The sequence below is a fragment of the Leucobacter sp. UCMA 4100 genome, from assembly GCF_027853335.1.
Taxonomy (GTDB): Bacteria; Actinomycetota; Actinomycetes; order Actinomycetales; family Microbacteriaceae; genus Leucobacter_A.
Window position 1 is genome coordinate 508,303 of record NZ_JAFEUS010000002.1, and the last position, 21,116, is coordinate 529,418.

At 61.8% G+C, this 21,116-nt stretch carries 22 protein-coding genes and 1 tRNA gene; 6 read left to right on the top strand and 17 right to left on the bottom strand.

The features are described from left to right. Nucleotides 1-104 precede the first annotated feature (104 nt). A complete protein-coding gene (locus JSO19_RS02595) occupies nt 105-851 on the top strand; it encodes a GntR family transcriptional regulator (protein WP_270909554.1) in 747 nt (248 codons plus the stop codon). Nucleotides 852-1,071: 220 nt separating this feature from the next. Further along, nucleotides 1,072-1,578 carry a hypothetical protein gene (locus JSO19_RS02600; protein ID WP_270909555.1) on the top strand — a complete coding sequence of 169 codons (507 nt, stop codon included), beginning with the start codon at nt 1,072-1,074 and terminating at the stop codon, nt 1,576-1,578. On the opposite strand, the gene JSO19_RS02605 is transcribed toward JSO19_RS02600, so the two are convergent. Continuing rightward, nucleotides 1,471-1,983 (bottom strand): DUF1648 domain-containing protein, encoded by a 513-nt coding sequence (locus JSO19_RS02605; protein WP_270909556.1) that lies wholly within the window; start codon nt 1,981-1,983, stop codon nt 1,471-1,473. The genes JSO19_RS02600 and JSO19_RS02605 overlap by 108 nt on opposite strands. A gap of 249 nt (nt 1,984-2,232) precedes the next feature. On the opposite strand from JSO19_RS02605, the gene JSO19_RS02610 reads away from it, so the two are divergent. Continuing rightward, nucleotides 2,233-3,384, top strand: a complete 1,152-nt coding sequence (locus tag JSO19_RS02610; RefSeq protein WP_442915703.1) for an IS30 family transposase — start codon at nt 2,233-2,235, stop codon at nt 3,382-3,384. Nucleotides 3,385-3,690: 306 nt separating this feature from the next. Here JSO19_RS02610 and JSO19_RS02615 read toward each other — a convergent pair. The 5 genes from JSO19_RS02615 to JSO19_RS02635 form a co-directional block, all read right to left on the bottom strand. Further along, nucleotides 3,691-3,779 (bottom strand) — tRNA-Ser (locus JSO19_RS02615). A gap of 11 nt (nt 3,780-3,790) precedes the next feature. Next, nucleotides 3,791-4,417, bottom strand: a complete 627-nt coding sequence (locus JSO19_RS02620; protein ID WP_270909558.1) for a phosphorylase family protein — start codon at nt 4,415-4,417, stop codon at nt 3,791-3,793. Then, on the bottom strand, nt 4,398-4,883 hold the full coding sequence (locus tag JSO19_RS02625) for an S-ribosylhomocysteine lyase (RefSeq protein ID WP_217136416.1): 486 nt from the start codon (nt 4,881-4,883) through the stop codon (nt 4,398-4,400). Before JSO19_RS02625 ends, JSO19_RS02620 begins: the two co-directional genes overlap by 20 nt. A gap of 55 nt (nt 4,884-4,938) precedes the next feature. After that, nucleotides 4,939-5,529 (bottom strand): GNAT family N-acetyltransferase, encoded by a 591-nt coding sequence (locus tag JSO19_RS02630; protein WP_270909559.1) that lies wholly within the window; start codon nt 5,527-5,529, stop codon nt 4,939-4,941. A 132-nt stretch (nt 5,530-5,661) separates the two neighbouring features. Then, nucleotides 5,662-6,390, bottom strand: coding sequence for a TSUP family transporter (locus JSO19_RS02635; protein WP_270909560.1), 729 nt, complete (start codon nt 6,388-6,390; stop codon nt 5,662-5,664). Between the two features lie 307 nt (nt 6,391-6,697). Between JSO19_RS02635 and JSO19_RS02640 the strand changes: the two genes are divergently transcribed. Next, nucleotides 6,698-7,012, top strand: a complete 315-nt coding sequence (locus tag JSO19_RS02640; protein ID WP_270909561.1) for a hypothetical protein — start codon at nt 6,698-6,700, stop codon at nt 7,010-7,012. Between the two features lie 99 nt (nt 7,013-7,111). Here JSO19_RS02640 and JSO19_RS02645 read toward each other — a convergent pair whose 3' ends face one another. The 7 genes from JSO19_RS02645 to JSO19_RS02675 all read right to left on the bottom strand — a co-directional run bounded on the left by JSO19_RS02645 (nt 7,112) and on the right by JSO19_RS02675 (nt 13,379). Then, nucleotides 7,112-7,810 (bottom strand): FadR/GntR family transcriptional regulator, encoded by a 699-nt coding sequence (locus JSO19_RS02645; protein WP_270909562.1) that lies wholly within the window; start codon nt 7,808-7,810, stop codon nt 7,112-7,114. A 44-nt stretch (nt 7,811-7,854) separates the two neighbouring features. Next, nucleotides 7,855-8,517 (bottom strand): 2-oxo acid dehydrogenase subunit E2, encoded by a 663-nt coding sequence (locus JSO19_RS02650; RefSeq protein ID WP_270909563.1) that lies wholly within the window; start codon nt 8,515-8,517, stop codon nt 7,855-7,857. Between the two features lie 133 nt (nt 8,518-8,650). Then, nucleotides 8,651-9,625 (bottom strand): alpha-ketoacid dehydrogenase subunit beta, encoded by a 975-nt coding sequence (locus JSO19_RS02655; protein WP_270909564.1) that lies wholly within the window; start codon nt 9,623-9,625, stop codon nt 8,651-8,653. Then, nucleotides 9,625-10,599, bottom strand: a complete 975-nt coding sequence (locus tag JSO19_RS02660; RefSeq protein WP_270909565.1) for a thiamine pyrophosphate-dependent dehydrogenase E1 component subunit alpha — start codon at nt 10,597-10,599, stop codon at nt 9,625-9,627. The genes JSO19_RS02655 and JSO19_RS02660 overlap by 1 nt, the downstream gene beginning before the upstream one ends. A 4-nt stretch (nt 10,600-10,603) precedes the next feature. Next, nucleotides 10,604-10,840, bottom strand: a complete 237-nt coding sequence (locus tag JSO19_RS02665; protein ID WP_270909566.1) for a biotin/lipoyl-containing protein — start codon at nt 10,838-10,840, stop codon at nt 10,604-10,606. A 166-nt stretch (nt 10,841-11,006) separates the two neighbouring features. After that, entirely contained in the window at nt 11,007-12,167 is a 1,161-nt protein-coding gene (locus JSO19_RS02670; protein ID WP_270909567.1) for an acyl-CoA dehydrogenase family protein, read from the bottom strand. Nucleotides 12,168-12,197: 30 nt separating this feature from the next. Continuing rightward, on the bottom strand, nt 12,198-13,379 hold the full coding sequence (locus JSO19_RS02675; protein ID WP_270909568.1) for a CaiB/BaiF CoA transferase family protein: 1,182 nt from the start codon (nt 13,377-13,379) through the stop codon (nt 12,198-12,200). A gap of 134 nt (nt 13,380-13,513) precedes the next feature. Here JSO19_RS02675 and JSO19_RS02680 point away from each other — a divergent pair, with 134 nt between their 5' ends. Further along, the gene (locus JSO19_RS02680; protein WP_270909569.1) at nt 13,514-14,959 is read left to right on the top strand and encodes a PucR family transcriptional regulator; all 1,446 of its coding nucleotides are present in this window, start codon (nt 13,514-13,516) and stop codon (nt 14,957-14,959) included. Here JSO19_RS02680 and JSO19_RS02685 read toward each other — a convergent pair. The 4 genes from JSO19_RS02685 to JSO19_RS02700 form a co-directional block, all read right to left on the bottom strand. Continuing rightward, nucleotides 14,956-15,645, bottom strand: a complete 690-nt coding sequence (locus tag JSO19_RS02685) for a DedA family protein (RefSeq protein WP_270909570.1) — start codon at nt 15,643-15,645, stop codon at nt 14,956-14,958. The two genes, JSO19_RS02680 and JSO19_RS02685, sit on opposite strands and share 4 nt — an antisense overlap. Before the next feature lie 115 nt (nt 15,646-15,760). Further along, nucleotides 15,761-16,423 (bottom strand): hypothetical protein, encoded by a 663-nt coding sequence (locus JSO19_RS02690; RefSeq protein ID WP_270909571.1) that lies wholly within the window; start codon nt 16,421-16,423, stop codon nt 15,761-15,763. Nucleotides 16,424-16,450: 27 nt separating this feature from the next. Beyond that, nucleotides 16,451-16,963 (bottom strand): amino-acid N-acetyltransferase, encoded by a 513-nt coding sequence (locus JSO19_RS02695; RefSeq protein WP_270909572.1) that lies wholly within the window; start codon nt 16,961-16,963, stop codon nt 16,451-16,453. Nucleotides 16,964-17,039: 76 nt separating this feature from the next. Then, nucleotides 17,040-19,565 (bottom strand): ATP-dependent Clp protease ATP-binding subunit, encoded by a 2,526-nt coding sequence (locus JSO19_RS02700; RefSeq protein ID WP_270909573.1) that lies wholly within the window; start codon nt 19,563-19,565, stop codon nt 17,040-17,042. A gap of 488 nt (nt 19,566-20,053) precedes the next feature. Between JSO19_RS02700 and JSO19_RS02705 the strand changes: the two genes are divergently transcribed. Then, a complete protein-coding gene (locus JSO19_RS02705; RefSeq protein ID WP_270909574.1) occupies nt 20,054-20,989 on the top strand; it encodes an endonuclease domain-containing protein in 936 nt (311 codons plus the stop codon). Nucleotides 20,990-21,116: the final 127 nt, after the last annotated feature.

Genomic DNA, 21,116 nt, shown 5'->3' on the forward strand with positions numbered 1-21,116 from the left:
CGCCGCGCAAACATTTCCTGGCCGAACGCCCCTGTGAACGGACAACTGTGAACTCCTGTTCACAGCCGCTTTCGAGCCGAGCCGCGCGGGGCTATTGTTGGGGTGTGAACGCAGCCAGGGCCTCGATCCACCGCGATGTACTGCGAGACCTTCTCGCACGCATCATCGACGGTGAGTTCAGCGCAGGCACGCCGCTTCCCGCTGAGGCCAAGCTCGCCGAGCAGTACGGCGTCTCGCGCGGCACCATACGCACGGCGCTCTCGGGCCTCGAAGATCGCGGCATGCTCGTGCCAGTTCAAGGCGCGGGGTGGATCGTGCAGTCGAGTCTCAACACACAGAGCTTTCGCGAGCTACGGTCATTCGCGCAGTGGGCGAGGAGTAAGGGCATGACCCCTGGCGGTCAGGTGCACTCAGCGACGCCGCGACCCGCGAGCGTGCAGGAAGCCCGCAAACTTCTCGTCAAGCCAAAGAGCGAGGTGCTCGAAGTCACGCGCACACGCACCCTCGACGGCAGGGTCGTCATGCTCGAACGCACGATCTACCCCGAGTGGATGTCAGAGAAGATACGCTCGCTGCCCGCCGACGAGCCCTCAGTCGTTACCGTTCTGGCCGAGCGTTTCGGCGTTGTGACCGCGCACGCCGACCACGCGATTGACGCGGTCGCCGCCTCAAGCACCGATGCGGCGCTGCTTCACGTTCGACGTTCAAGCCCCCTGCTTCGCGTGCGGCGCACGAGCTTCACCGGAAGTGGCGTGCCGATCGAACACGGCGAAGATCGCTACCTGCCAGACACCATCACCTTTCACGCCCAAACGTCGAACGCCAGCAACACGCTCTCTCGCGCAGACTGAGGTTGCGGTTGCGGTTGCGCCGGCTGACACCGCTTCACTGGCTGGGGCGTCTTCATCGGCTGGGCCCCTTCACCGGCTGGGTCGGCGAATGCCAGCGGCGTGCGACGCGATTGTTACCCAATCAACATCAGTTCTTTTCGGTTTTTTGAGGTGGTGGCGATATTATTTAAGAGGGTGGATATTCGACCGTTTGTGTTTATACGCAACAGAAGGACGTCTTATGGCTACATGGATTGAAACTCCCGGAATTCAGCGTGAAGCTTGGGGTGCTCTGCACGAAATGCGCGATCTCAATCGCGGCCACACCCTCGATCTCGAGTGGATCAACCTTGCGACCGGAGCTCGCGTAGCCCTCGTTCAAGACAATGGTCGATTCGAGAACGTCAACGGGACACACTTTTTTGCAAAGCTTCGTCTCTTTCATCGAGACGTCAATGACGCCATCTCTGAGCTCACCAACGTCGTGCTCTCACACATCAACGACGTTCCGGTGCCGCGGCGAGGCCCGGCCGAGGGAGTCTGCGAGCAGATCCAGGAGCGCTGCGCTGAAGCCGTGCGTGACATGCTCGGCGACGTCTACCACTCGGCGCACCAGCCCCACTCGGCTGAGGGTGAAGCACTACCGCAGCGCTCGCACCAGCCGAACCGTGCCAACCGCGGCGGTCGCAAGCAGCGCAGCACCAACGCCGATGAGCGGAAGCAGCATATTCACGTCGTAAACGGTTGAGAACACGATCGTCGCGTAGAGCATGACCGTCACCGCGGCAACCGCGATGAGGAGTTGCTCAACCCTTCGGTAGTACTCCTGCGCCTTTTCAACGGGGATCACCCTGGGCACGTTCACACTGCCCGGAAAGTACGAGGCGATCACCATGCCCGCCGAGACGAGCGCCGCCAGAATGATCAGCGCGATGAACGTTCCCTTCGGGCCCCACTGGTCGGGTTCGCCGTTCACCCCGAAGTGCGTCGGGATCGTGTCAGGCATAGACGAGTAGCCCACGATCCCGATCACTACCACCGTTGCTGCGGCCGCGATCGTAAGGTACCGCGCGAACCGCGTCACTGGCCCGGTCACGTAGGTGCGCGGCGGCCGCTCGGCGGGGTGAGCATGGCTGGTGAGGTGCTTCGTCATCAGGCTCATTCTATGGGTACGTGGGTTCTTGTGGTGCGCCGTCGCTGCGGGGTTCCTGGCGCTGCGAGGTTCCGGCACGCGCGCCTTCCTGGCGCTCATCCCACCAAACCCGCCCCGTTTCCGCCCCACCGTACCCTCTCACTCATCGTGTGGTCAAAAAGTGTCGAAAATCGGTTCGCGGGTTCTAACGGTGGTTGCAACACCCGAGACAATACAAGGGTGGACACTGACATGAAGTTCTCAAGGAACATGCTTGCTGAGCATGTGAACACGATCTGGGATATGCGAGCTGCTGGCTTCACCGCACGAGAGATTGGTGAACGGGTAGACAAGAGCGAAGCCGCGATCTTGTCACATATTCATTCGCAGGGCGGGGTGAGACCCCGAAGAGTAGCCCGGGTGTCGTCGTTATCGTTCGAGGAGCGTATCGAGATTCAGGCGTTATGGACGGCAAAGGCTGGGATTCGTGAGATCGCGAGGAAGTTGGGGCGTGCCCCGTCAACAGTGAGTCGTGAGATTCGGCGGAACGCGTTCTTTTCTTCTGAACGGGCTCGTAGGCCGAGGTATCGGGCAACACAGGCACAATCGCAAACGTTTCAGCGCGCCCGCAGACCGAAACCGTCGAAGCTGGTAACGAATCCGCGGTTACGGCGTTTTGTGGAGGCTGAACTATCGTTGAAGCGGTCACCGGAACAGGTTGTGGGCAGGCTACAGCGCGAGTTTCCGGATCAGCCGGAGATGCGAGTGTCACACGAAACGATCTATCAAGCGATCTATCTCCTTGCCAGGGGTGGGCTCAAACGCGAGCTTGAGGTTCGGGTTCGTACGGGGAGGAAGATCCGACACAGTCACCGTTCTGGCCAGTCTAGGCAGGGCCGAATTGCTGGGATGGTGAACATTGTTGACCGTCCCGCAGAAGCACTTGATCGGGCTGTTCCTGGGCATTGGGAAGGTGACTTAATTATCGGGAAAGATGGCAAGAGCGCTATCGGGACGGTCGTTGAACGCCACTCGAACTATCTATTCCTTGTTTGGTTAGACCCCTCGTTACCGCGGGTAGAAGCAGTCACTGAGGGGCTTATCGCGAAGATGAAAGAGTTACCTGATGTGCTTCGTCGGACTCTCACCTGGGACCAGGGCAAAGAGATGAGTAAGCATCAAGAAGTCGCTATGGGAGCTGATATTGATGTGTTCTTTTGCGACCCGCACTCGCCCTGGCAGCGGCCGACGAATGAGAACACGAATGGGTTACTGCGGGAGTATTTCCCCAAGGGCACTGATCTGAGTGTGTTCAGTCAGGCAGATCTCGATTATGTTGAGTGGGAGATGAACGACCGGCCCCGGAAACGGTTAGCGTTCGCGAAGCCGGCCGAGGTCATCGAAGAGATACTGTTGCGCTGACCGCTAGAAACCGCCGTTCAAGAATCGACACTTTTTGACCACACAGCGTGCGAAATTGACCACAGGGCGGGCAATAGCGGCCATAGAGCAGGCACACCAGCAACATACGGCGGCCGAAAGGCAAGTCAGGCTGTAGCGCCGCGCCCTACCTCACCCTTACCGGTGCCGGTGCCGGTGCCGGTGCCGGTGCCGATGCCGTCACTCACTAACCAGCCGAAACGAGGCATCGCGACCAAGCGCAAGCCCCTGAGAAGAAATAACGAAGGCCCCACCTCCCCAGTTCAGGGGAATGCGGGGCCTTTCGAGTGGCGGTGACGGTGGGATTTGAACCCACGGTAGGGGTTGCCTACACAACATTTCGAGTGTTGCACCTTCGGCCGCTCGGACACGTCACCAAGAGAAAAGTTTAGACGAGTGAGCGCCCCCGCGCAAATTGAAGGAGCTCCGAACTCTTGCGGGCGACGATGTCATCCCAGGTTTCGTGGCTCGTGGCGCTGTCTGCAAAGTCAGAAGGCACTTTAAAAATTCTGAGCGACACGCCGAACGTGTGGCAGAGCACGGCGTACGCGTAGCTCTCCATGTCGACGAGCTGGGCCCCTTGGCCGGTGAGCGCGGCGCGAAGGCCGTCATCTTTCACGAAGACGTCACCCGTCGCGATCGTGGCGGTCGCCTCCCCCGCGTTTGACGCATCGGTGCCGACGAGCCCAGCACCATCGCGCATCCACACCTCGGGGGCAACGAATTGCACGCCCCCGTCGGCCCCCATGACGGCGGCCGGGCTCGCGAACTCGAAGTCGTGCTGCAGCGCAACGTTCACTCGGTACACGGTCGACAGGTCGAGCGAGTCGTCGAGCATGCCGGCGGTGCCGAGCACAACAACCTCAGAGACGTCGCCCTCGGCAAGACGCTGCCCGAGCTTAGCCGCGGCATTGACCTTGCCAATACCGGTAATGAGATGAGGCACCTCGGCGAAAGCCTGTGCCTCGTCGGCGTGCGCAAAGACGAGCAGCGGCTTAGGCACGCTCTTCACCATAAATCACGTTCCACTCGTCGCGCTTGTCGAGAAAACCGGCGAGAGCTTCCTTCGCGCCCTCGATCGAGTGGGAGTGGGCCCAGCCGCACTCGGTACGGCTTGAGCCAGGAACCGTGTTGAGCTCGAGCGCCGTCTGGATACCGCGCGCGAGCACCTCGGTGAACACATCAAAATCATCGAGTTCTGCGGCATCGACCGAGACGTAGAAACCGGTCTGGCATCCCATGGGCGAGATATCAACGACCGCATCGGTGATCGTGCGCAGGGTCGTCGCGAGCGAATGCTCGATGCTGTGCACGGTGTCCATCTCAAGGTGACCCTCGTTGGGCTGCTCGAAGCGCAGATCCCACTTCACAACTTCGCCTCCGCCTGCGAGCACGTGCCTCCCGGCAAGCCTCACAAAGGGCGCGCTTACGGCGTCATGATCGAGCGTAAATGATTCTGGCAGCTTCAACGGATCGTCCATGCAACGAGCTTACCCCCTCAACCGATTCGCGTTGAATCGACGCAAAAGCCACCCCTCAGCCCCGACGCTTCGCCAGCCGCAGCTCAAGCCCCTTCTTCACACCACTCCACTCCTGCTGCACAATCGAGAAGACGACAGTGTCGCGCAGATACCCGCCATCGTTTCGGTGCGAACGCAGAATCCCGTCCTGCCTCGCGCCGAGCCGCGCGATGGCCTGGCGCGACTGCTGGTTGTAGTAGTCGGTGCGAAACTCGACCGCGATGCACCCCCACACGTCGAAGGCGTGGCCGAGCATCATGAGCTTGGCCTCGGCGTTGGTGCCGCTTCCCTGCGCTGAGAGTCGGTTCCAGGTCGAGCCAATTTCGACCCTCGGAACGGTCGCTTCGATGTTCATGAAGGTGGTCATCCCGAGCACCTCGCCGGTGTCGGCCCGCACGCTGGTGAACGGAATCATCGAGCCGTCCTCCTGCAGCGCAAGGCGGCGGTCAATCTCTTGGCGCATCGCCTCGGGCCGCGCAACCATCGTGTACCAGAGGTTCCACAGTTCGCCGTCGCGCACTGCTTCGACGAGACCGTCGTGGTGCTCATGACTCAGCGGCTCAAGCCTGACGAGGTCACCGCTCAGCGTGCCGGGGTGTGTGAGCATCGTTGTCTCCTTCTCGCGCTAGGCGTTGTCGTGCGCGAGAACCCGCGCTGGTCACGTGGCAATCGTACCGCCCGTTGGCGTGCGGGCCGGAACAAATCGCGGCGGATCACTCGGCCCGATCCGCCGCAATTATCACGCGAGAAGCGCGATGATTCCCCGCGCAAGTACCGAGACTGCACCGGCCCAGGCGCACACAAACATGCCGATTCTCGCGACGCGCACCGGGACGATCGTATCGAGGCCGATACCCACGATCAGACCAACGACAAGGGCAACGGCGAAGAGCGCATATGAGGTGGGTTGCACACTCGGCAGTCCGCGCAGCGCGAGCGTTACCGCGGCGAAAGCAACGAAGACGACCTGGATCGAGGCGACGAAGCTGCGATGTTCCCAGCGCGATGAGGTTCCGTATGCAACGAGCGGTGGCCCAGAAAGCCCGCTCGTGACGCTGAGAAAGCCAGAGACGGCGCCGGCTCCGAGGGCGGGGATCGCACCTCGAGCACCGGTGTTGGGGTGGGGTTTCAACGGCAGCATGGGCACGAGCAGCGCACAGATCGCCGCGGCTCCCACGAGGGTGAGCAGAGCGGCATCGGTCAGGGCCGCTGCGACCCACGCACCGAAGGGCATTGCTAGCGTGCCGCCCAGGAGCAGGAGGAGGGTGGGCTTCCATGAAATGAGCCGGAGACCGCCGATAAGCATGAGCGAAGAGATCACAAAGCCGCCCATAATGACGAGCAGAACCCCGTCGTGCGGCCCGAGCAGGAGCACGAGAATCGGTGTTGCCACGAGCGCAAACCCCATGCCCGTCAGCCGTTGCACGACCGCCGCGATAAAGAACGTGAGGGTTGCGAGAACGAGCATGCCTCGATGCTACTCTTCACACTGAGTGCGCGGCCGGTAGGCGCAGCAATCGTTCGCGCACAAAGAAAATGCTTGACAACCCTCAACCTAGACTATAGTGTTGGGTCATATTCTTCAGTTCGCTGTTTGCGCCGCAAGACTCATCACCGAAGATGAGGCGGGTCGCAGGAGTTGAAGAATAATACGACCGGTTGAGGTCTTCGGTTTGACACGAACTTTCGTGTCAATGTTCGTGTGCTTCTTCGTATGCGACAGCCTGAACCGTCACCACCATATTGGCCAAGGTGCCAGTTAGGAAACATGGACAATGACAAACACTATTACACTGCACTACCCGCAGCAGCTCGCTGCGACGCTGCCGCAGACGCCGTACCGCGCACTCAGCGCTCTCGGTGCTTCTGACGAGCCCCAGACGCTCATTCCGAGCTGGGCCAGCAAACGATCGGTCTTTCGTGCCGGTCACGCGACGTACTACGTCGTCGAAACTGAACGCGTGAACGATGCCCGCGCAGATCTCCAGTCACTGGAGTCACTCGGCTGGGTTATCGACATTCACCCTCTCAACCTGACGGGCGCCGCTCGCATCTCGATGCACATGCCCGAGGCACGCACCGCTGCATAACCCACGCAGCCCCAGAACGTTCGAGGCCCCCACCGCAACCGCGGGTGGGGGCCTCGTTTCGTTGATGCCCGTGAGAGGAACATCTGGGCGCAAAGACCTTTAATAGAGCATGACGACGTCGAAGTGTTCTTCGACCGCGAGCACGGCCTTCTCTTCGTCGCCACTCATGATCGCGTCATAGATGGGCTTGTGCAGTTCGATGAACAGGTCGCACAGCCCCTCCTCAGTATGCTTCTCGCGCAGGCGAACACTGCGTTCGGCCATGCTCTGCGAGAGGGTGTCGGCGAGCACATCGGCAAAGAAGATGAGGGCGGGGTTACCCGAGACCCGGAGCATCGCCTGGTGAAAATCACGATCGGCCTTGTGCATCTCGACCGAGGTGGTCGCGACAGCCATGATGTCGAGTGCCTTTTGCATGTGGCCCGTGAGCGTCGGGTCGGGGTCGGCGCAGGCCTCGATTGCGGCCTGACGCTCAAGCGCGATGCGCACCGACTCGAGCGCGTGAATGGGCAGGTTCGCCGAGCTCAGGCCGAGGCTCAGCGCGAGCGCGAGCGTCTGGGGCCGAAGCTCGGCCACATACGTTCCTGAACCGATTTGGCGTTCGAGAGAGCCCAGCCCGACGAGCACCGCGAGGCGGTCACGCAGGGCGGTTCGGCTCACTCCAAGCTCAATCGCAAGGTCGCGCTCGCTCGGGAGTCGGTCGCCAGGTTTCATCCCCTTGATGCGCTTGGTGAGGGCAATTGAGACGGGGTCATCATCGAAATGATTGTCCCTAACGGTCTCGAGAGGTTCGGTCATCAAGTTCTACGCTTTCACCACGATATGAAATAACACCTATCACTTTAGCGCGATGCTTGGTATTTCAGGGCGTGTGCCTCAAGAGTCCTTGCGAGTGTCAGCAGATAATCACCGGCGAGCGCCCCGTCGGCAACACGGTGATCAAAGGTCAGGGTGAGGTTTGCGATGGTGCGAATAACGATTTGGTTATCGCGAACGACGGGCTTGTCGACCATGCGATGCAGCCCGACAATCGCGGTCTGCGGTGCGTTGATGATCGGGGTCGCGATGATGCCGCCGCGCTTTCCGGGGCTCGTGAAGGTTGTCGTTGCTGCGCGCATATCAAGCGGCGAGAGCTTCCCTTCGCGGGCTTTCGCGGCGAGCGAGACGACATCGTCGGCGAGCGCCTCAACCTCTCGGGAGCCGCAGTCGCGCACGGCTGGAACCATGAGACCGCGTTCGGTGTCAACGGCGATACCAATATCGCAGCGGCTGTACCGAACAATCTCGCCGTCGATGACCGCGGCGTTAAACACGGGAAAGGAGCGCACGACCTCGCCGATGCTCGCGAGCACCATGGGCACGAGCATCGCCCGGTCTACCCCGGTGAGGTCACACTCTTCGATGATGTTCACGGCTGGTATCTCGGTGTGCGATTTCACGAGGTTCGCAGCGATAAGTTTGCGCACCCCGGTGATGCTCTCACGGGTTTCGGTCTGTTCAATCATGCTTCTATGCTTTCTGAGGTCAGAGCCCGGCCGCTCAAGGCAGTCTGGAACCCGTCGGTGGCCGGGCTCTGTTGGTTCCGCGGGAGTGGCGCTCCCCTATCGGAGTGTGGCCCGTACAAGCGGGCCGGTATCGCTACGGGGCGAGGGTCTCTCGCACCGTAGCGACGATATCTTCAATACTCGGCACAAACGCCCTTTCGAGCTCGGTACTGAAGGGAATTGGGGTGTGTGGCGACGTCGCAAAGCCGAAGCGAATGTGGTCGCGCCCGCCCGTAAGCCGGAGCACCTGATGGGCGACCTCAGCCGCGGGGCCCGCGGTGGGCCAGGCTTCGTCAGCGACAACGACCGCTCCGGTCTTTCGCGCCGAGGCGACCACCGTGGTGGCATCAAGTGGGGCGATCGAACGTAGGTCGATGATCTCGGCCTCGATCCCCTCTTCGGCGAGAGTTTTCGCGGCGCGCTCGGCCCGTGAAACCATCAGGCCCGAGGCGACAATCGTCACATCGTTGCCCTCGCGTTGCACGGCAGCTCGCCCAATCTCGGCGGTTGTTTCGAGGTCGACTTCGGCGCGGCGCGCATGCAGAAGGCTCATGTGCTCGAGCATCACGACGGGGCCTTCATCACGAATCGCGGCCCGCACAAGCGAGTAGGCGTCCTGAGGATTGGTCGGCATGATGACCTTGACCCCGGGAAAGCTCATGAGCATGCCCGCCATCATCTCGGCGTGACCGTGATGCGGGCCAATGCCGCACTTTGCACGAACGAACATGGGGACGGTCACTTCGCCCCGGGTTTTGAACCCGATGCTGCCGCCCTCGTGCGCGAGGGGTGTGACCGTGAGCGCGAGAAACTCGGCAAACATGAGGTCAACGATCGGGCGGCTGCCCGTCATTGCGGCGCCCACGGCAGTGCCGATCATGGCCTCCTCTGAGATGGGTGCGTCAATCATGCGCCCTGAGTCGCCGAACTCTTCCCACAGTCCCTTCGTTGCCTGCATAGGGCCGCCAAACTGCCCAATGTCTTGGCCGAGCATGTAGATGCTCTCGTCGTTGCGCATTTCTTGGCGGATCGCCTCGACGATCGCGTCGCTCATCGTCATGCGGGCCATCAGTTGCCCTCCTTCGCTGCTGCAAGGTCGCTCACGTAGGGTGAGGCAGAGAGTGTTTCGGGGTCGGGTGCTGGCGCGTCTTTCGCCGCGATCACGAGTGCCTCGTACTGGGCCTCGATCTCTGCTCTCAGAGCCGCCCCCGCCTCAGCGTCCCATCCGTGTTCTTCTGCGAGCACCTTCTCGAGACGCACGATCGGGTCTTTAAGCTGCCACTCTTCGACCTCTTCGCGGCTTCGGTATACTTCTGGGTCGCTCATGTAGTGGCCACCCATGCGATAGGTCATAAGCTGAACGAAGGCCGGCCCGTGTTCACGGGCGTAATCCGTCGCCCGCGCGACAGCCTCAGCCACGGCGATGACGTCGTTACCGTCGACGTCTTCGGTCGGCATGCCGTAAGCCCGTGCCCGGTCGCTCACGGTACCACCTGCAATCGCATCATCAGCGTGCAACGAGGTGGCGTACTGGTTGTTCTGGCAGATGTACACGATCGGCAGGCTCAGCATCTTTGCCATGTTCCACGACTCAGCAATAACGCCAGAGTTCGAGGTTCCATCGCCAAATGAGCTCACGACAACACCGGGTTTGCCCTGCCGCTTGATCGTCATGGCAGCGCCCGTGGCATAGGCGACGGTCGTTCCCAGAGAGCCCGAAAACATGCCGATGACCTCGCGTGAGGGCAGGGCATTGATGTCACCGCGCCATGCACCTCGGGTCACACTGGCTTCTTTGCCGAAGACACCGGCCGCGACGGTCTCTGGGCTGAGACCACGCATGAGCCCCAGGGTGGTCGCGCCGCGAAAGTGGGGTGCTGCAACGTCGCCCTCGCCGAGCGCGTGAAAGGCACCGACGATCGAGGCTTCTTCACCACGGCCTTCGTGCCAGAGCGGGTTGTGAATGCACATCGCACGGTCGAGCGCCCGCCCGTTCACCATGTGCTGCCACAGCTCAACGAGCTGTTCAGTCGTCTGCGTCATGGGGTTATGCCTCGGTCAGCGTTCCGATAACCTGGCCGAGTTCGACCGGGTCTTCTTCATCGATGGTGCGCGTCGCGAGCGTTCCTGCTTTCGGCGCGAAGAGTTCAACGTTGACTTTGTCGGTCATCACCTCTGCGATGGCTTCCCCCTCGGCAACCTCGTCGCCTACTTCTTTCAGCCAGGCAGCAAATACTGCTTCTTCGGCCCCGCCAAGGTCGTTCACTTCAATGTTGATCGACATAGATTCCCTCCATTGGAAATTGCACTCTGGTCACAGTGGTCATTCCATTATCATGATTGGTCGTACCACTTGTCAAATAGGACTGCGGCCGCGTCCCGGACTCCCGTTGGAACGAAAAGGGGCTATGCTGGCAACCGCCAACACAGCCCCTCGGTAAGGCTCTCGACTAGAACGCAGCCATACCCGTCAGTTCTCGCCCGATAACGAGCTGGTGCACCTCGTCAGTTCCCTCGTAGGTGCGCACAGACTCGAGGTTTGCCATATGGCGCATGACTGGAAAATCGGTCGTAATCCCGTCGCCACCAAGAATCGAACGACACGTACCGGCAATCTTGATCGCCTCGCGCACGCTATTCAGCTTGCCCACCGAGATTTGACCGTGGGTGAGCTTTCCTGCGTCTTTCTGACGACCAAGGTGCAGCGCGAGCAGCATGCCCTTCTCGTACTCGACAAACATGTCGGCGAGCTTTGCCTGGGTGATCTGCTTACTGCCAATCGGCTGCCCGAAAACCTCGCGGGTTTGCGAACGTTCGACGGCAACCTCGAGGCAGGCCCGAGCGGCACCCATAGCGCCCCAGACGATACCGTAGCGAGCCTCGTTGAGGCACTTGAACGGCGAGGAGAGGCCTTTCGACCCCGGCAGGATAGCGTCGGCGGGAAGCCGCACGTTATCGAGCTCAATTTCGCACTGGAGCGAGGCGCGCATCGAGAGCTTATTCTCGATCGGGGTCGCGGTGAAACCCGGGGTCGCGGTCGGCACGATAAAGCCGCGCACGATGCCTTCTTCGTCCTTGGCCCAGATCACGCCAAGCTTCGCGATCGAGGCGAGGCCGATCCACCGCTTTTTGCCGTTCAGTACCCACTCATCGCCCTCGCGACGTGCCGTGGTGAGCATCGTGTTCGGGTCCGATCCGCCCTGTGGCTCGGTGAGTCCGAAGAAGCCGATTGCTTCTCCGGTGTGCATCTGGGGCAGCCACTCGTTCTTCTGCTCCTCAGAACCAAACTTATGAATGGCACCCATCGCGAGCGACCCCTGAACCGAAAGCGCGGTGCGAAAGCCCGAGTCAACGGCCTCAAACTCCATCGCGACGAGCCCGTAGGCGACCGATGAGGCGGCCGGCAGCGTGTAACCGTCCATGTACATGCCGAAGGCACCGAACGAACCCACCTCTGGCAGCAGCTCGACTGGAAGCCTGCGATCTTCGAAGGCTTGGTCGATCACGGGCTGAATCTTGGTCTGCGCAAACTCGCGCGCACGCATCTGCCATTCGCGTTCTTCTTCGGTCACAAAATCTGAAATGTTAAACAGGGTGTCGATCGTGTTCATCGATGGTCTTTCTCGTTGAGTGGTGCGGGGTTAACGGTTCGTGGTGGCCGGCAGCCAGTCGGCCCCGGTGTGCTCGCCGAGGTGCGGCGGAGCGAGCGTGTAACTCGCCGGAGTGAGGCCAAGATCAATAGGGTTTGCCACCGAGCGCACTTCGCCTGTCTGGGCGACGGCGTCAAGGCCCAACTGCTCGGCGAGTTCGAACGCCTGGCCGACGCTGTTCACGCGGCCCGCGGGAATCTTGCGGGCCATGCAGGCGTCGATCCAGTGCTGCGCCGGCTTTTCACTGAGCTTCTCGGTAATGATCGCGCCAAGGGCCGCGCGGTTTGCGACCCGGAGCTCGTTCGTGGTGAAACGCTCGTCGTCGGCAACCTGCGCAAGCTCGAGCACCTCGCAGAGCGCCCGAAATTGGCCGTCAGTGCCAACCGCGAGCACGATCGTCTGATCAGCCGTCTCGAACGTCTCGTATGGGGCGATCGAGGGGTGGGCATTTCCCATGCGCTGCGGTGAAACTCCGGTCTCGAGTGTCGACGACGCCTGGTTCGCGAGCGATGAGAGCAGCGTTGACAGCAGGTTCACCTTGACGTGCTGCCCGCGACCCCGCGTCGCCGAATCGGCCTCGTCGCGCGCCCGAAGCGCCGCCTGAATGCCAATCACGGCGTTCTGGCCCGTGAGTACATCGACGAGAGCGACACCCACCTTCTGAGGCTCGCCTCCCTCGGCACCGGTGATACTCATGAGGCCACCAACCGCCTGCACGAGTAGGTCGTACCCGGGCAAATCTTTGCCGCCGCCATCGCCAAAGCCCGAGATCGAGCAGTACACGACGCCGGGGTTCGTCTCGGCGACCGCCTCGTAGCCGAGGCCGAAACGTTCCATGGTGCCGGGTTTAAAGTTTTGAATCACGACATCGGCCGTCGTCGCATAGTGCATCGCAGCCGCGCGCCCCTCTTCGGTCGAGAGGTCAATGACGACCGAGCGCTTGCCACGGTTAACCCCAGCGAAGTAGGTGCTCTGCCCCAGCGCGTTCGCCGGCGGAACCCACGCCCGCGTGCCATCACCCTGCGGGCTCTCGATCTTGATAACATCGGCGCCCAGATCGGCGAGCATCATCGTCGCGTGCGGCCCTGCGAGCACCCTCGAGAAGTCGGCGACACGAATTCCCCCGAGTGCCCCACGAGGCGCTTCAGGTGCTGAATCTTGCGGGCTTGGCATCGAGTATCGTTCCTTTTCTGGCTTCATTGCCCGCGGTACGCAGGCCTTCGAGACTCACTGTACGCCGCAGTTGGCCATGATCCGCCTATGAATATTGCACAGAAAGTGGTTAGAAACTGTGCAAAGATATCACCATGGCCTCAGTCACCGACCTTCTCGAAGCCGCCGACCTCGGCCTCGAACTCGTGCAAGCCGCATCGCTCACCGCACCGATTTCATGGGTGGCACACGCGACCCCCGGCGAAGCCCTCCGCTACGCCGATGCCGAAGCGCTCATCATCGTCACCGAGGCCGCACCCGGCACCCGCTGGCGAGACTTCGTCGCCTCGCTCACGAGAGCCCGCACGCCGGCGCTCGTGTGGATCGCTCCCGCAGCCGCTTCCCACGCGAAACCCCCGACAGCGCTCACGCAGGCCGCTGGCGACTACCAACTGACCCTGCTCCTCGCCCCCGCAACACTCGCCCCTGCTGCACTCGCGAGACAAGTCTCGCTGCTACGGCAACGCGACGACCTCGGGCAAGCCAGAGAGGCGTTGCTCGCGCAGCGAAGAGTCCTGAACCTCGCGCACTCCGGCTCAGACCCGGCCGCGATCATCTCGGCGGTGGCACAGCTCACCGGCAGGCACGTTGCCCTCGTTGACAGCGAGGGGCGCAGCATTGCCGCAACCCAGGGCTTCGACGCGGGCTCCGAGCAGTCGCAACGACTCTCGGTCGGTTCCGGACGCGAGCTCGTGGCCCCAGGCCCACCACTCGAACCAGAGGGCGCCGCCGCATTCACCTCGGCCGCGATGGTGCTGAGTATCGACGATCGCACCCGCGCTCACAACTCAGTCGTCGAACGCGAGCGTTGGGGCCGGGTGACGAAGGCGATCGTGACAGGGGTTCCCGACCCCCAGCGGCTCGTGCACGTGCTCGACCCCGGCATGACCCTGCCGGAGCGAGTGCACGTACTCGTGGCGCAAGGACAGGCGGAAGCGATCGCCGCTTGGAGATCGCAGCACCGAGAGGGCATCCTGAGGCTCATTACGAGGTATCCCCTGAGCGCTCGAACGCAGCCGGTGACGCCACAGGGAGCGGTTCTCGCCTGGCAGGTCGTAAGCCCCGAGCTCGCGGGCTGGGCCATCGACAACATTACCGCCAGCGGCCTCGACGTCGCGGTGGGGCTTGAGACCGAACTGCAGCATGCCGAGGTGAGCCGCCGTTCGGCCGAGGCACTCGTGCCGAGACTCTCGAGCGCTGAACGCCTGTACCGTACCCCGCGCACCGCCAGAGTACTCAAGGCGAACGAGTCGAACGCGCTGATCGAGCTGTTGCTCGCGACTCCCGAGGGCGCTTCGTCGAGCCACGCCGTGTTGGGCGCGCTCTCGCTACACAGCCCCCACTGTGATCTCGAAGCGCGTGAAACCCTGCGCGTCTTCCTGGCACAGCACGGCCAACGCGGTGCCGCCGCAGAGGCACTCGGGATTCACCGCAACACTCTTCGGGCGAGAATGGAACGCATCGAAACGCTGCTCGGGGTCTCACTCGAGAGCGCAGACGACCGTGCGCAGCTGTGGCTCGCGTTACGCGTCGACGGCTAGTCCTGCTCGGTAGCCTTACGGTTTCGGCGCCAGGCCCTGAAGCCCTTGATGGCCTCGATCAAGATGGGAATGCCCGGCAGCAAGACGAGCGTAATGATGATGTACTCGCTGTAGTTGCGTACCCATTCAATGCTCCCGAGGAAGTAACCGAGCAGCGTCACACCGACCGCCCATAGGAGTGCACCCACGCAGTTGTAGGCGATAAACCGACGATAGGTCATGTTGCCGATTCCGGCCGCCGCGGGAACGAATGCCCTGAACACCGGCAAGAAGCGCGCGATGATAATGGCCTTCGGTCCGTGCTTCTCGAAGAACTCGTGCGTTCGCTCAACATTCTCGGGATTGAAGAAGCGACTCTTCTCACGTTTGAAGATGGCCGGGCCTGCCTTGCGTCCGAGCATGAAGCCGACCTGATCACCGGCGAATGCTGCGACAAAGAGAAACAGGCACGTGATCCAAATGGGCACGTCGATGACGCCGGTCGCGGTAAAGAGACCGACCGTGAAGAGCAGCGAATCACCAGGCAAGAACGCGAGAACAATGACACCGGTTTCGAGAAACACGAATGCGATCGCGAGAATGAGCGCGGCCCATCCACCAACTTCGAGAAGGGTCTCGGGATCAAGCCAGTCGATACCGAGCAGGCCAAGAAACGGGGTGCTCACTGCTGCCGCTAAAGAAGTCATCGTCACGGTTGTTTAGTCTAATCGAGCGTTCCGGGGAATTCGTCGGGCGTGAGCCTCAGTACTGCCGAGCCATTGACGGGCTTGTCGCGATCCGCCATTGCAACATTAAACAGGATCAGTACATGAGAAATTGTGCCGACTCGGGCGACTCGACGCCCGCGATCTCGGCCGTGAGGTGGTACGAAGCGCCGCCACCAGGAGCCACCGGGCGTTCAGAGTCGCACGTCTCGGGAGTGCTTCTGGTTCTGTTCCATGGCAGCGCCTCGGTCTCGAGCGACTGATCGGGCTCCATGCGCACGAGCGTCGTCTCAGGGTTCGTTTGGCAGTGGCGTGAATCCCAGTAGGTTTCGCCCCCACTCGTCACCACGAATCCCATCGTCTTCGTGCCGAGGTCGAGGTCGCACGGCACATCGTTGTGGTTCGTCACGCGCAGCGAAAACTGCGGTGATTCGCCCGAGTCGTAGCTCGACTGATCGGTGATCGCCTCGACCGAAACCTGCTTCATGTCGCAGCTCGCGGCGCCCTTCGGCGACTGCTTATCGTCCTTGGGCTTCGCCTCATCCCCTTGCTCAGTGCCCTGCGAATCGGCCTGCGCGGGCTTCTCGCCGCCGCCGAACCAGCCGGCAACGCCTTGAGGGCCCACCACGAGCATGACGATGATCGCGATCGCTGCGAGCAGACCCACGACAACCGCGATACGGCGCCTGCGGTATACCTTCGGCGACAGGCGCGTCGGCATACCGCTACCGGTATCGCTCTGGTCGGTGTGCTCGCTCATGCACCACAGACTACCCGCGCAGCCTGATTAAATACGTTTGAGCATGCGTGTGTTGCCGAGGGTGTTTTGCTTCACGCGTGCAAGGTCGAGAAACTCGGCCACGCCGTCATCGGGCGAGCGCAGGAGCTCGGCATAGACATCGGCCTCGATGAGCGTGTCATTTTCATCGAGCGGCGTGAAACCGTGACGGGTGAAGAACTCAGTTTCGAAGGTCAGGCAGAAGAGCTTCGAGAGGCCCAGGTCGCGCGCTTTCACTTCAAGGCCACGCATGAGCGCACTGCCGACGCCCTTACCAAGCCACGAGTCGACCGACGCGATCGTGCGAATTTCGCCCAGGTGCTCCCACATCGGGTGCAGCGCACCAAACCCGATGATTTCGCCGCCCTGGTCGGTCGCGACCAGAAATTCCTGTACCTGTTCGTACAGCACGACGAGGTCTTTACCGAGCAGAATTCGCCTGGCAACGAGGGGCTCCATCAGTTCGCTGATCTTGCGCACGTCAGTCGTGCGTGCTGGCCGAATGATGATCTCGTTGTTCATCACTCCAGTCTAACCCGGTGCTCATGCAACAAAAAACGCCCCCGGTCGCGAAACCGGGGGCGTTTTCAGTGACGTGCTAGATGACGTCGGGCGTTGCGGCCGTCGAAGCGGTTGCCGCGGCGTTCGCGGCGCTCACTGCACCCGCGTCACGCTCGGCACCGTGCTCGACAGCGAAGGTGAGCTCGTTCTCGACGAAGTCAACCTTCACGGTGTCGCCCGACACGAGCTCTGCGTTCAAGATCATCTCTGAGAGCGGATCTTCGACGAGCTGCTGCACCGCGCGACGCAACGGCCTTGCGCCGAGCGATGGGTCGTAACCCTTGTCGGCGAGGTGCTGGCGAGCTGCCTCTGAAACCTCGATGTCGATGCCGCGATCGAGCAGACGATCGCGCAGGCTCTTGATGAAGAGGTGCACGATCTGCAGAATCTCTTCCTTCGACAGCTGCGGGAACACGATGGTGTCGTCGACACGGTTCAGGAACTCGGGCTTGAAGTGGTTCTTCAGCTCTTCCATCACCTTGCCCTTCATCATGTCGTAGGTTGCCGCCTCGTTGCCCTCGACCTGGAAGCCGACGGGTCCACCGGCAATGCCCTTCGAACCGAGGTTCGTGGTCATGATGATGACGGTGTTCTTGAAGTCGACTACGCGGCCCTGACCGTCGGTGAGGCGACCCTCTTCAAGAATCTGCAACAGTGAGTTGAATATATCGGGGTGAGCCTTCTCGATCTCGTCAAAGAGCACGACCGAGAATGGCTTGCGGCGCACGCGCTCGGTGAGCTGGCCGCCCTCTTCGAAGCCGACGAACCCGGGAGGGGCACCGAACAGGCGCGAAACGGTGTGCTTCTCGCCGTACTCTGACATGTCGAGCGAGATGAGCGCATCTTCGTCGTCAAACAGGAACTCGGTGAGCGCCTTCGCAAGCTCGGTCTTACCGACACCCGTGGGCCCGGCGAAGATGAACGAGCCCGAGGGGCGCTTCGGATCCTTGAGGCCAGCACGCTGGCGGCGGATCGACTTCGACAGCGCCGAGATCGCCTCATTCTGGCCGATGACGCGCTGGTGCAGCGCCTCTTCCATGAAGCGAAGACGCGCGGTCTCCTCTTCGGTCAGCTTGAACACGGGAATACCGGTCGCGTTTGCGAGCACCTCGGCGATGAGACCCGAGTCGACGATGCCGCCGGTCTCGACCTCACCCTTGCGCCACTCTTTCTCACGGCGCAGGCGCTCGTTGATGAGCTTCTTCTCTTCGTCGCGCAGCTCGGCTGCCTTCTGGAAGTCCTGCGTTTCGATTGCCGTCTCTTTGTCGGCACGAACGACCGCGATGCGCTCATCGAACTCGCGCAGCTCGGGTGGGCTCGACAGAATCGAGAGACGCAGGCGTGCGCCGGCCTCGTCGATCAGGTCGATGGCCTTGTCGGGCAGGAAGCGATCTTGCACGTACCGATCGGCGAGCGTTACTGCCGCCTCGAGCGCGTCGTCAGCGATCGAAACCTTGTGGTGTGCCTCGTAACGGTCACGCAGGCCCTTGAGAATGTTGATCGAGTGCGGAATCGAAGGCTCGTTAACCTGAATCGGCTGGAAGCGGCGCTCAAGCGCAGCATCCTTCTCGAAGTGCTTGCGGAACTCGTCGAGCGTCGTCGCACCAATGGTCTGCAGCTCACCACGCGCGAGCATGGGCTTCAGGATGTTGGCGGCGTCAATCGCACCCTCGGCTGCACCCGCACCAACGAGCGTATGAATCTCGTCAATGAAGATGATGATGTCGCCGCGGTCACGAATTTCCTTCATGACCTTCTTGAGGCGCTCCTCGAAGTCGCCACGGTAGCGTGAGCCAGCGATGAGCGAGCCGAGGTCAAGCACGTAGAGCTGCTTGTCTTTCAGCGTCTCGGGAACCTCGCCGCGCACAATAGCCTGCGCAAGGCCCTCAACGACGGCTGTCTTACCAACGCCGGGCTCACCGATCAGGATCGGGTTGTTCTTCGTGCGGCGCGAGAGAATCTGCATGACTCGCTCGACCTCTTTTTCGCGGCCGATAACCGGGTCAAGCTTGCCGTCTCTAGCCGCCTGGGTGAGGTTGCGCCCGAAGTTGTCGAGTACCTTCGAGCCCTTTTCCTGGGTGGGCGTCTCGGTCGCGCCGACCGAGACCGTCTCTTTGTTGCCCGCCTGGTAGCCCGAGAGCATCTGAATCACGGTCTGGCGGGTACGGTTGAGATCGGCGCCAAGCTTGATGAGCACCTGGGCTGCAACGCCCTCGCCCTCGCGCAGCAGGCCGAGCAGCATGTGCTCGGTGCCAATGTAGTTGTGGCCGAGCTGCAGAGCCTCGCGCAGCGAGTACTCGAGCACCTTGCGGGCACGAGGCGTGAACGGAATGTGGCCGGCCGGCGGCTGCTGCCCCTGGCCGATGATGTCAATGACCTGCTCGCGCACAGCGTCGAGCGAGATGCCGAGTTCACCGAGCGCCTTCGCGGCGACGCCATCGCCTTCCTGAATGAGTCCCAGAAGAATGTGCTCGGTGCCAATGTAGTTGTGGTTGAGCGACTTCGCTTCTTCTTGCGCGAGCACGACAACGCGGCGTGCGCGGTCGGTAAATCTCTCGAACATGTGTTTCTCCTCGTCGCGACGTGCAACGTACACGTCTCCCAATGCCACCAGCGTACGGGCTAGACCTGCTCTGTGGGCAAATGTTCGCCGTCGGCGTGATCGGGGCTTTCGGGGCTGGGGGCTCCGCCTCGGCCTCGGGCTTGACGCCTCGCGCTTAGGCCAGCTGGCGCGCACTGACGCTCAGTAGCGCGCGATGCCACGCCATTGCGCACGATGAGATCCCTTTGCGCCCCACGGCATCCTTTCAACGCTGCGTGACACTCCCCCGCGCCTCGCGACACCGCTGCTCGCTTTTTCCGCGTCTACTTGACGAAAAGCAGGGTGTTTTCGGCCGCACACCCTGCTTTTCGTCAAGTGGATCAGAACACCTACGGCACCACGGAGCTTTCGGCGAGCGCAAGCCGTTCACCGTTCACAACACCAGAACGAGCACCGAGGCTGTTGGCAAGCAGATCCACGCCAGCGGTTACGGCATCGTGGAACTCACGATGAACCGACGCACTCCTTTCACTCACTTCGACGCGGACGCGCTGCGCGTCTCTGAGGTGATCTCACGGGGCGCATCGAAAGGGCGCGTTCAGGCCAAAGATATGCCCAGGGCTTCACACGGCATTATCGTGAATCCCTCGCTCATGCCATTGCACTCCCTCGAGCTTCGCTGTCGAGCTCTTCTGCCGGTCCTGAGACCAACAGATGCGTTTTCCCGTTTCACCGCTGCCGAGCTCTACGGGCTTGCCTTGCCCCGAAAACGTGCCTTGGGCGTACGTGATCCGCTGCCCATCGATATTGTTACCGAGCTTCCAGCCCGAGCATTGCGCAGGGCGGGCGTCGCGAGCCACTCGGTCCGGGCTCAAACGGTCGAGGTTCATCGGCTTGCTGGGCTTCCGGTCACTTCGCCGGCTGATACGTGGTGCATGCTCGCCGGCAGGGTGAGTCATGAGCGACTCGTCGCACTCGGCGATGCTGTGCTTACGGGGCTGCGTATCGACCGGGGTGGCGGCCAACGTTCCCCTCCCCTGGCGACGCTCGCCGAGCTCTACGCCGCGTGCGCGCAGCATGAGAGATCGGTCGGCTCGGTGGCCCGAGCCGCGGCCCTACCTTTACTGCGTTGGCCCGTCGACTCTCCGGCAGAAAGCGCGCTGCGCCTACGAATTCGTGAAGCAGGACTTCCAGATCCTCAGGTCAATTGCCCCATTGAGGTTGAAGGCCGCACCTTGCACGCAGATTTGGGCTACCCGACCTTCCGGGTAGCGATCGAGTACGAGGGCCGCTATCACTTCACCGGCGGCGAGGAGCAAGCACGTTTCGACGTCGAGCGGCACGAACTCATGATTGCTGCCGGTTGGCGAGTGCTGCGCGCGACCGCTCGCGACCTTCGCTCACCAGAGAGTTTTCTTCGCCGGCTCAGCGAGGCCCTCCGGTAGCGGTTGACGTGGCTTCGGGGCACCAAGTGTGACCTCGGTGACGCCTAGGTTGTTGCTCTGTGTCCGCTGTTTTGCCCGCCGTTTGACGAAAAGCAGGGTGTTTGACTCAAAACACCCTGCTTTTCGT

Coding starts and splice junctions, on each gene's coding strand:
- JSO19_RS02600 (WP_270909555.1), top strand. CDS start 1,072: ATGGCTACATGGATTGAAACTCCCGGAATTCAGCGTGAAGCTTGGGGT.
- JSO19_RS02605 (WP_270909556.1), bottom strand. CDS start 1,983: ATGACGAAGCACCTCACCAGCCATGCTCACCCCGCCGAGCGGCCGCCG.
- JSO19_RS02610 (WP_442915703.1), top strand. CDS start 2,233: ATGCTTGCTGAGCATGTGAACACGATCTGGGATATGCGAGCTGCTGGC.
- JSO19_RS02620 (WP_270909558.1), bottom strand. CDS start 4,417: ATGGTGAAGAGCGTGCCTAAGCCGCTGCTCGTCTTTGCGCACGCCGAC.
- JSO19_RS02625 (WP_217136416.1), bottom strand. CDS start 4,883: ATGGACGATCCGTTGAAGCTGCCAGAATCATTTACGCTCGATCATGAC.
- JSO19_RS02630 (WP_270909559.1), bottom strand. CDS start 5,529: ATGCTCACACACCCCGGCACGCTGAGCGGTGACCTCGTCAGGCTTGAG.
- JSO19_RS02635 (WP_270909560.1), bottom strand. CDS start 6,390: ATGCTCGTTCTCGCAACCCTCACGTTCTTTATCGCGGCGGTCGTGCAA.
- JSO19_RS02640 (WP_270909561.1), top strand. CDS start 6,698: ATGACAAACACTATTACACTGCACTACCCGCAGCAGCTCGCTGCGACG.
- JSO19_RS02645 (WP_270909562.1), bottom strand. CDS start 7,810: ATGACCGAACCTCTCGAGACCGTTAGGGACAATCATTTCGATGATGAC.
- JSO19_RS02650 (WP_270909563.1), bottom strand. CDS start 8,517: ATGATTGAACAGACCGAAACCCGTGAGAGCATCACCGGGGTGCGCAAA.
- JSO19_RS02655 (WP_270909564.1), bottom strand. CDS start 9,625: ATGGCCCGCATGACGATGAGCGACGCGATCGTCGAGGCGATCCGCCAA.
- JSO19_RS02660 (WP_270909565.1), bottom strand. CDS start 10,599: ATGACGCAGACGACTGAACAGCTCGTTGAGCTGTGGCAGCACATGGTG.
- JSO19_RS02665 (WP_270909566.1), bottom strand. CDS start 10,840: ATGTCGATCAACATTGAAGTGAACGACCTTGGCGGGGCCGAAGAAGCA.
- JSO19_RS02670 (WP_270909567.1), bottom strand. CDS start 12,167: ATGAACACGATCGACACCCTGTTTAACATTTCAGATTTTGTGACCGAA.
- JSO19_RS02675 (WP_270909568.1), bottom strand. CDS start 13,379: ATGCCAAGCCCGCAAGATTCAGCACCTGAAGCGCCTCGTGGGGCACTC.
- JSO19_RS02680 (WP_270909569.1), top strand. CDS start 13,514: ATGGCCTCAGTCACCGACCTTCTCGAAGCCGCCGACCTCGGCCTCGAA.
- JSO19_RS02685 (WP_270909570.1), bottom strand. CDS start 15,645: ATGACTTCTTTAGCGGCAGCAGTGAGCACCCCGTTTCTTGGCCTGCTC.
- JSO19_RS02690 (WP_270909571.1), bottom strand. CDS start 16,423: ATGAGCGAGCACACCGACCAGAGCGATACCGGTAGCGGTATGCCGACG.
- JSO19_RS02695 (WP_270909572.1), bottom strand. CDS start 16,963: ATGAACAACGAGATCATCATTCGGCCAGCACGCACGACTGACGTGCGC.
- JSO19_RS02700 (WP_270909573.1), bottom strand. CDS start 19,565: ATGTTCGAGAGATTTACCGACCGCGCACGCCGCGTTGTCGTGCTCGCG.
- JSO19_RS02705 (WP_270909574.1), top strand. CDS start 20,054: ATGAACCGACGCACTCCTTTCACTCACTTCGACGCGGACGCGCTGCGC.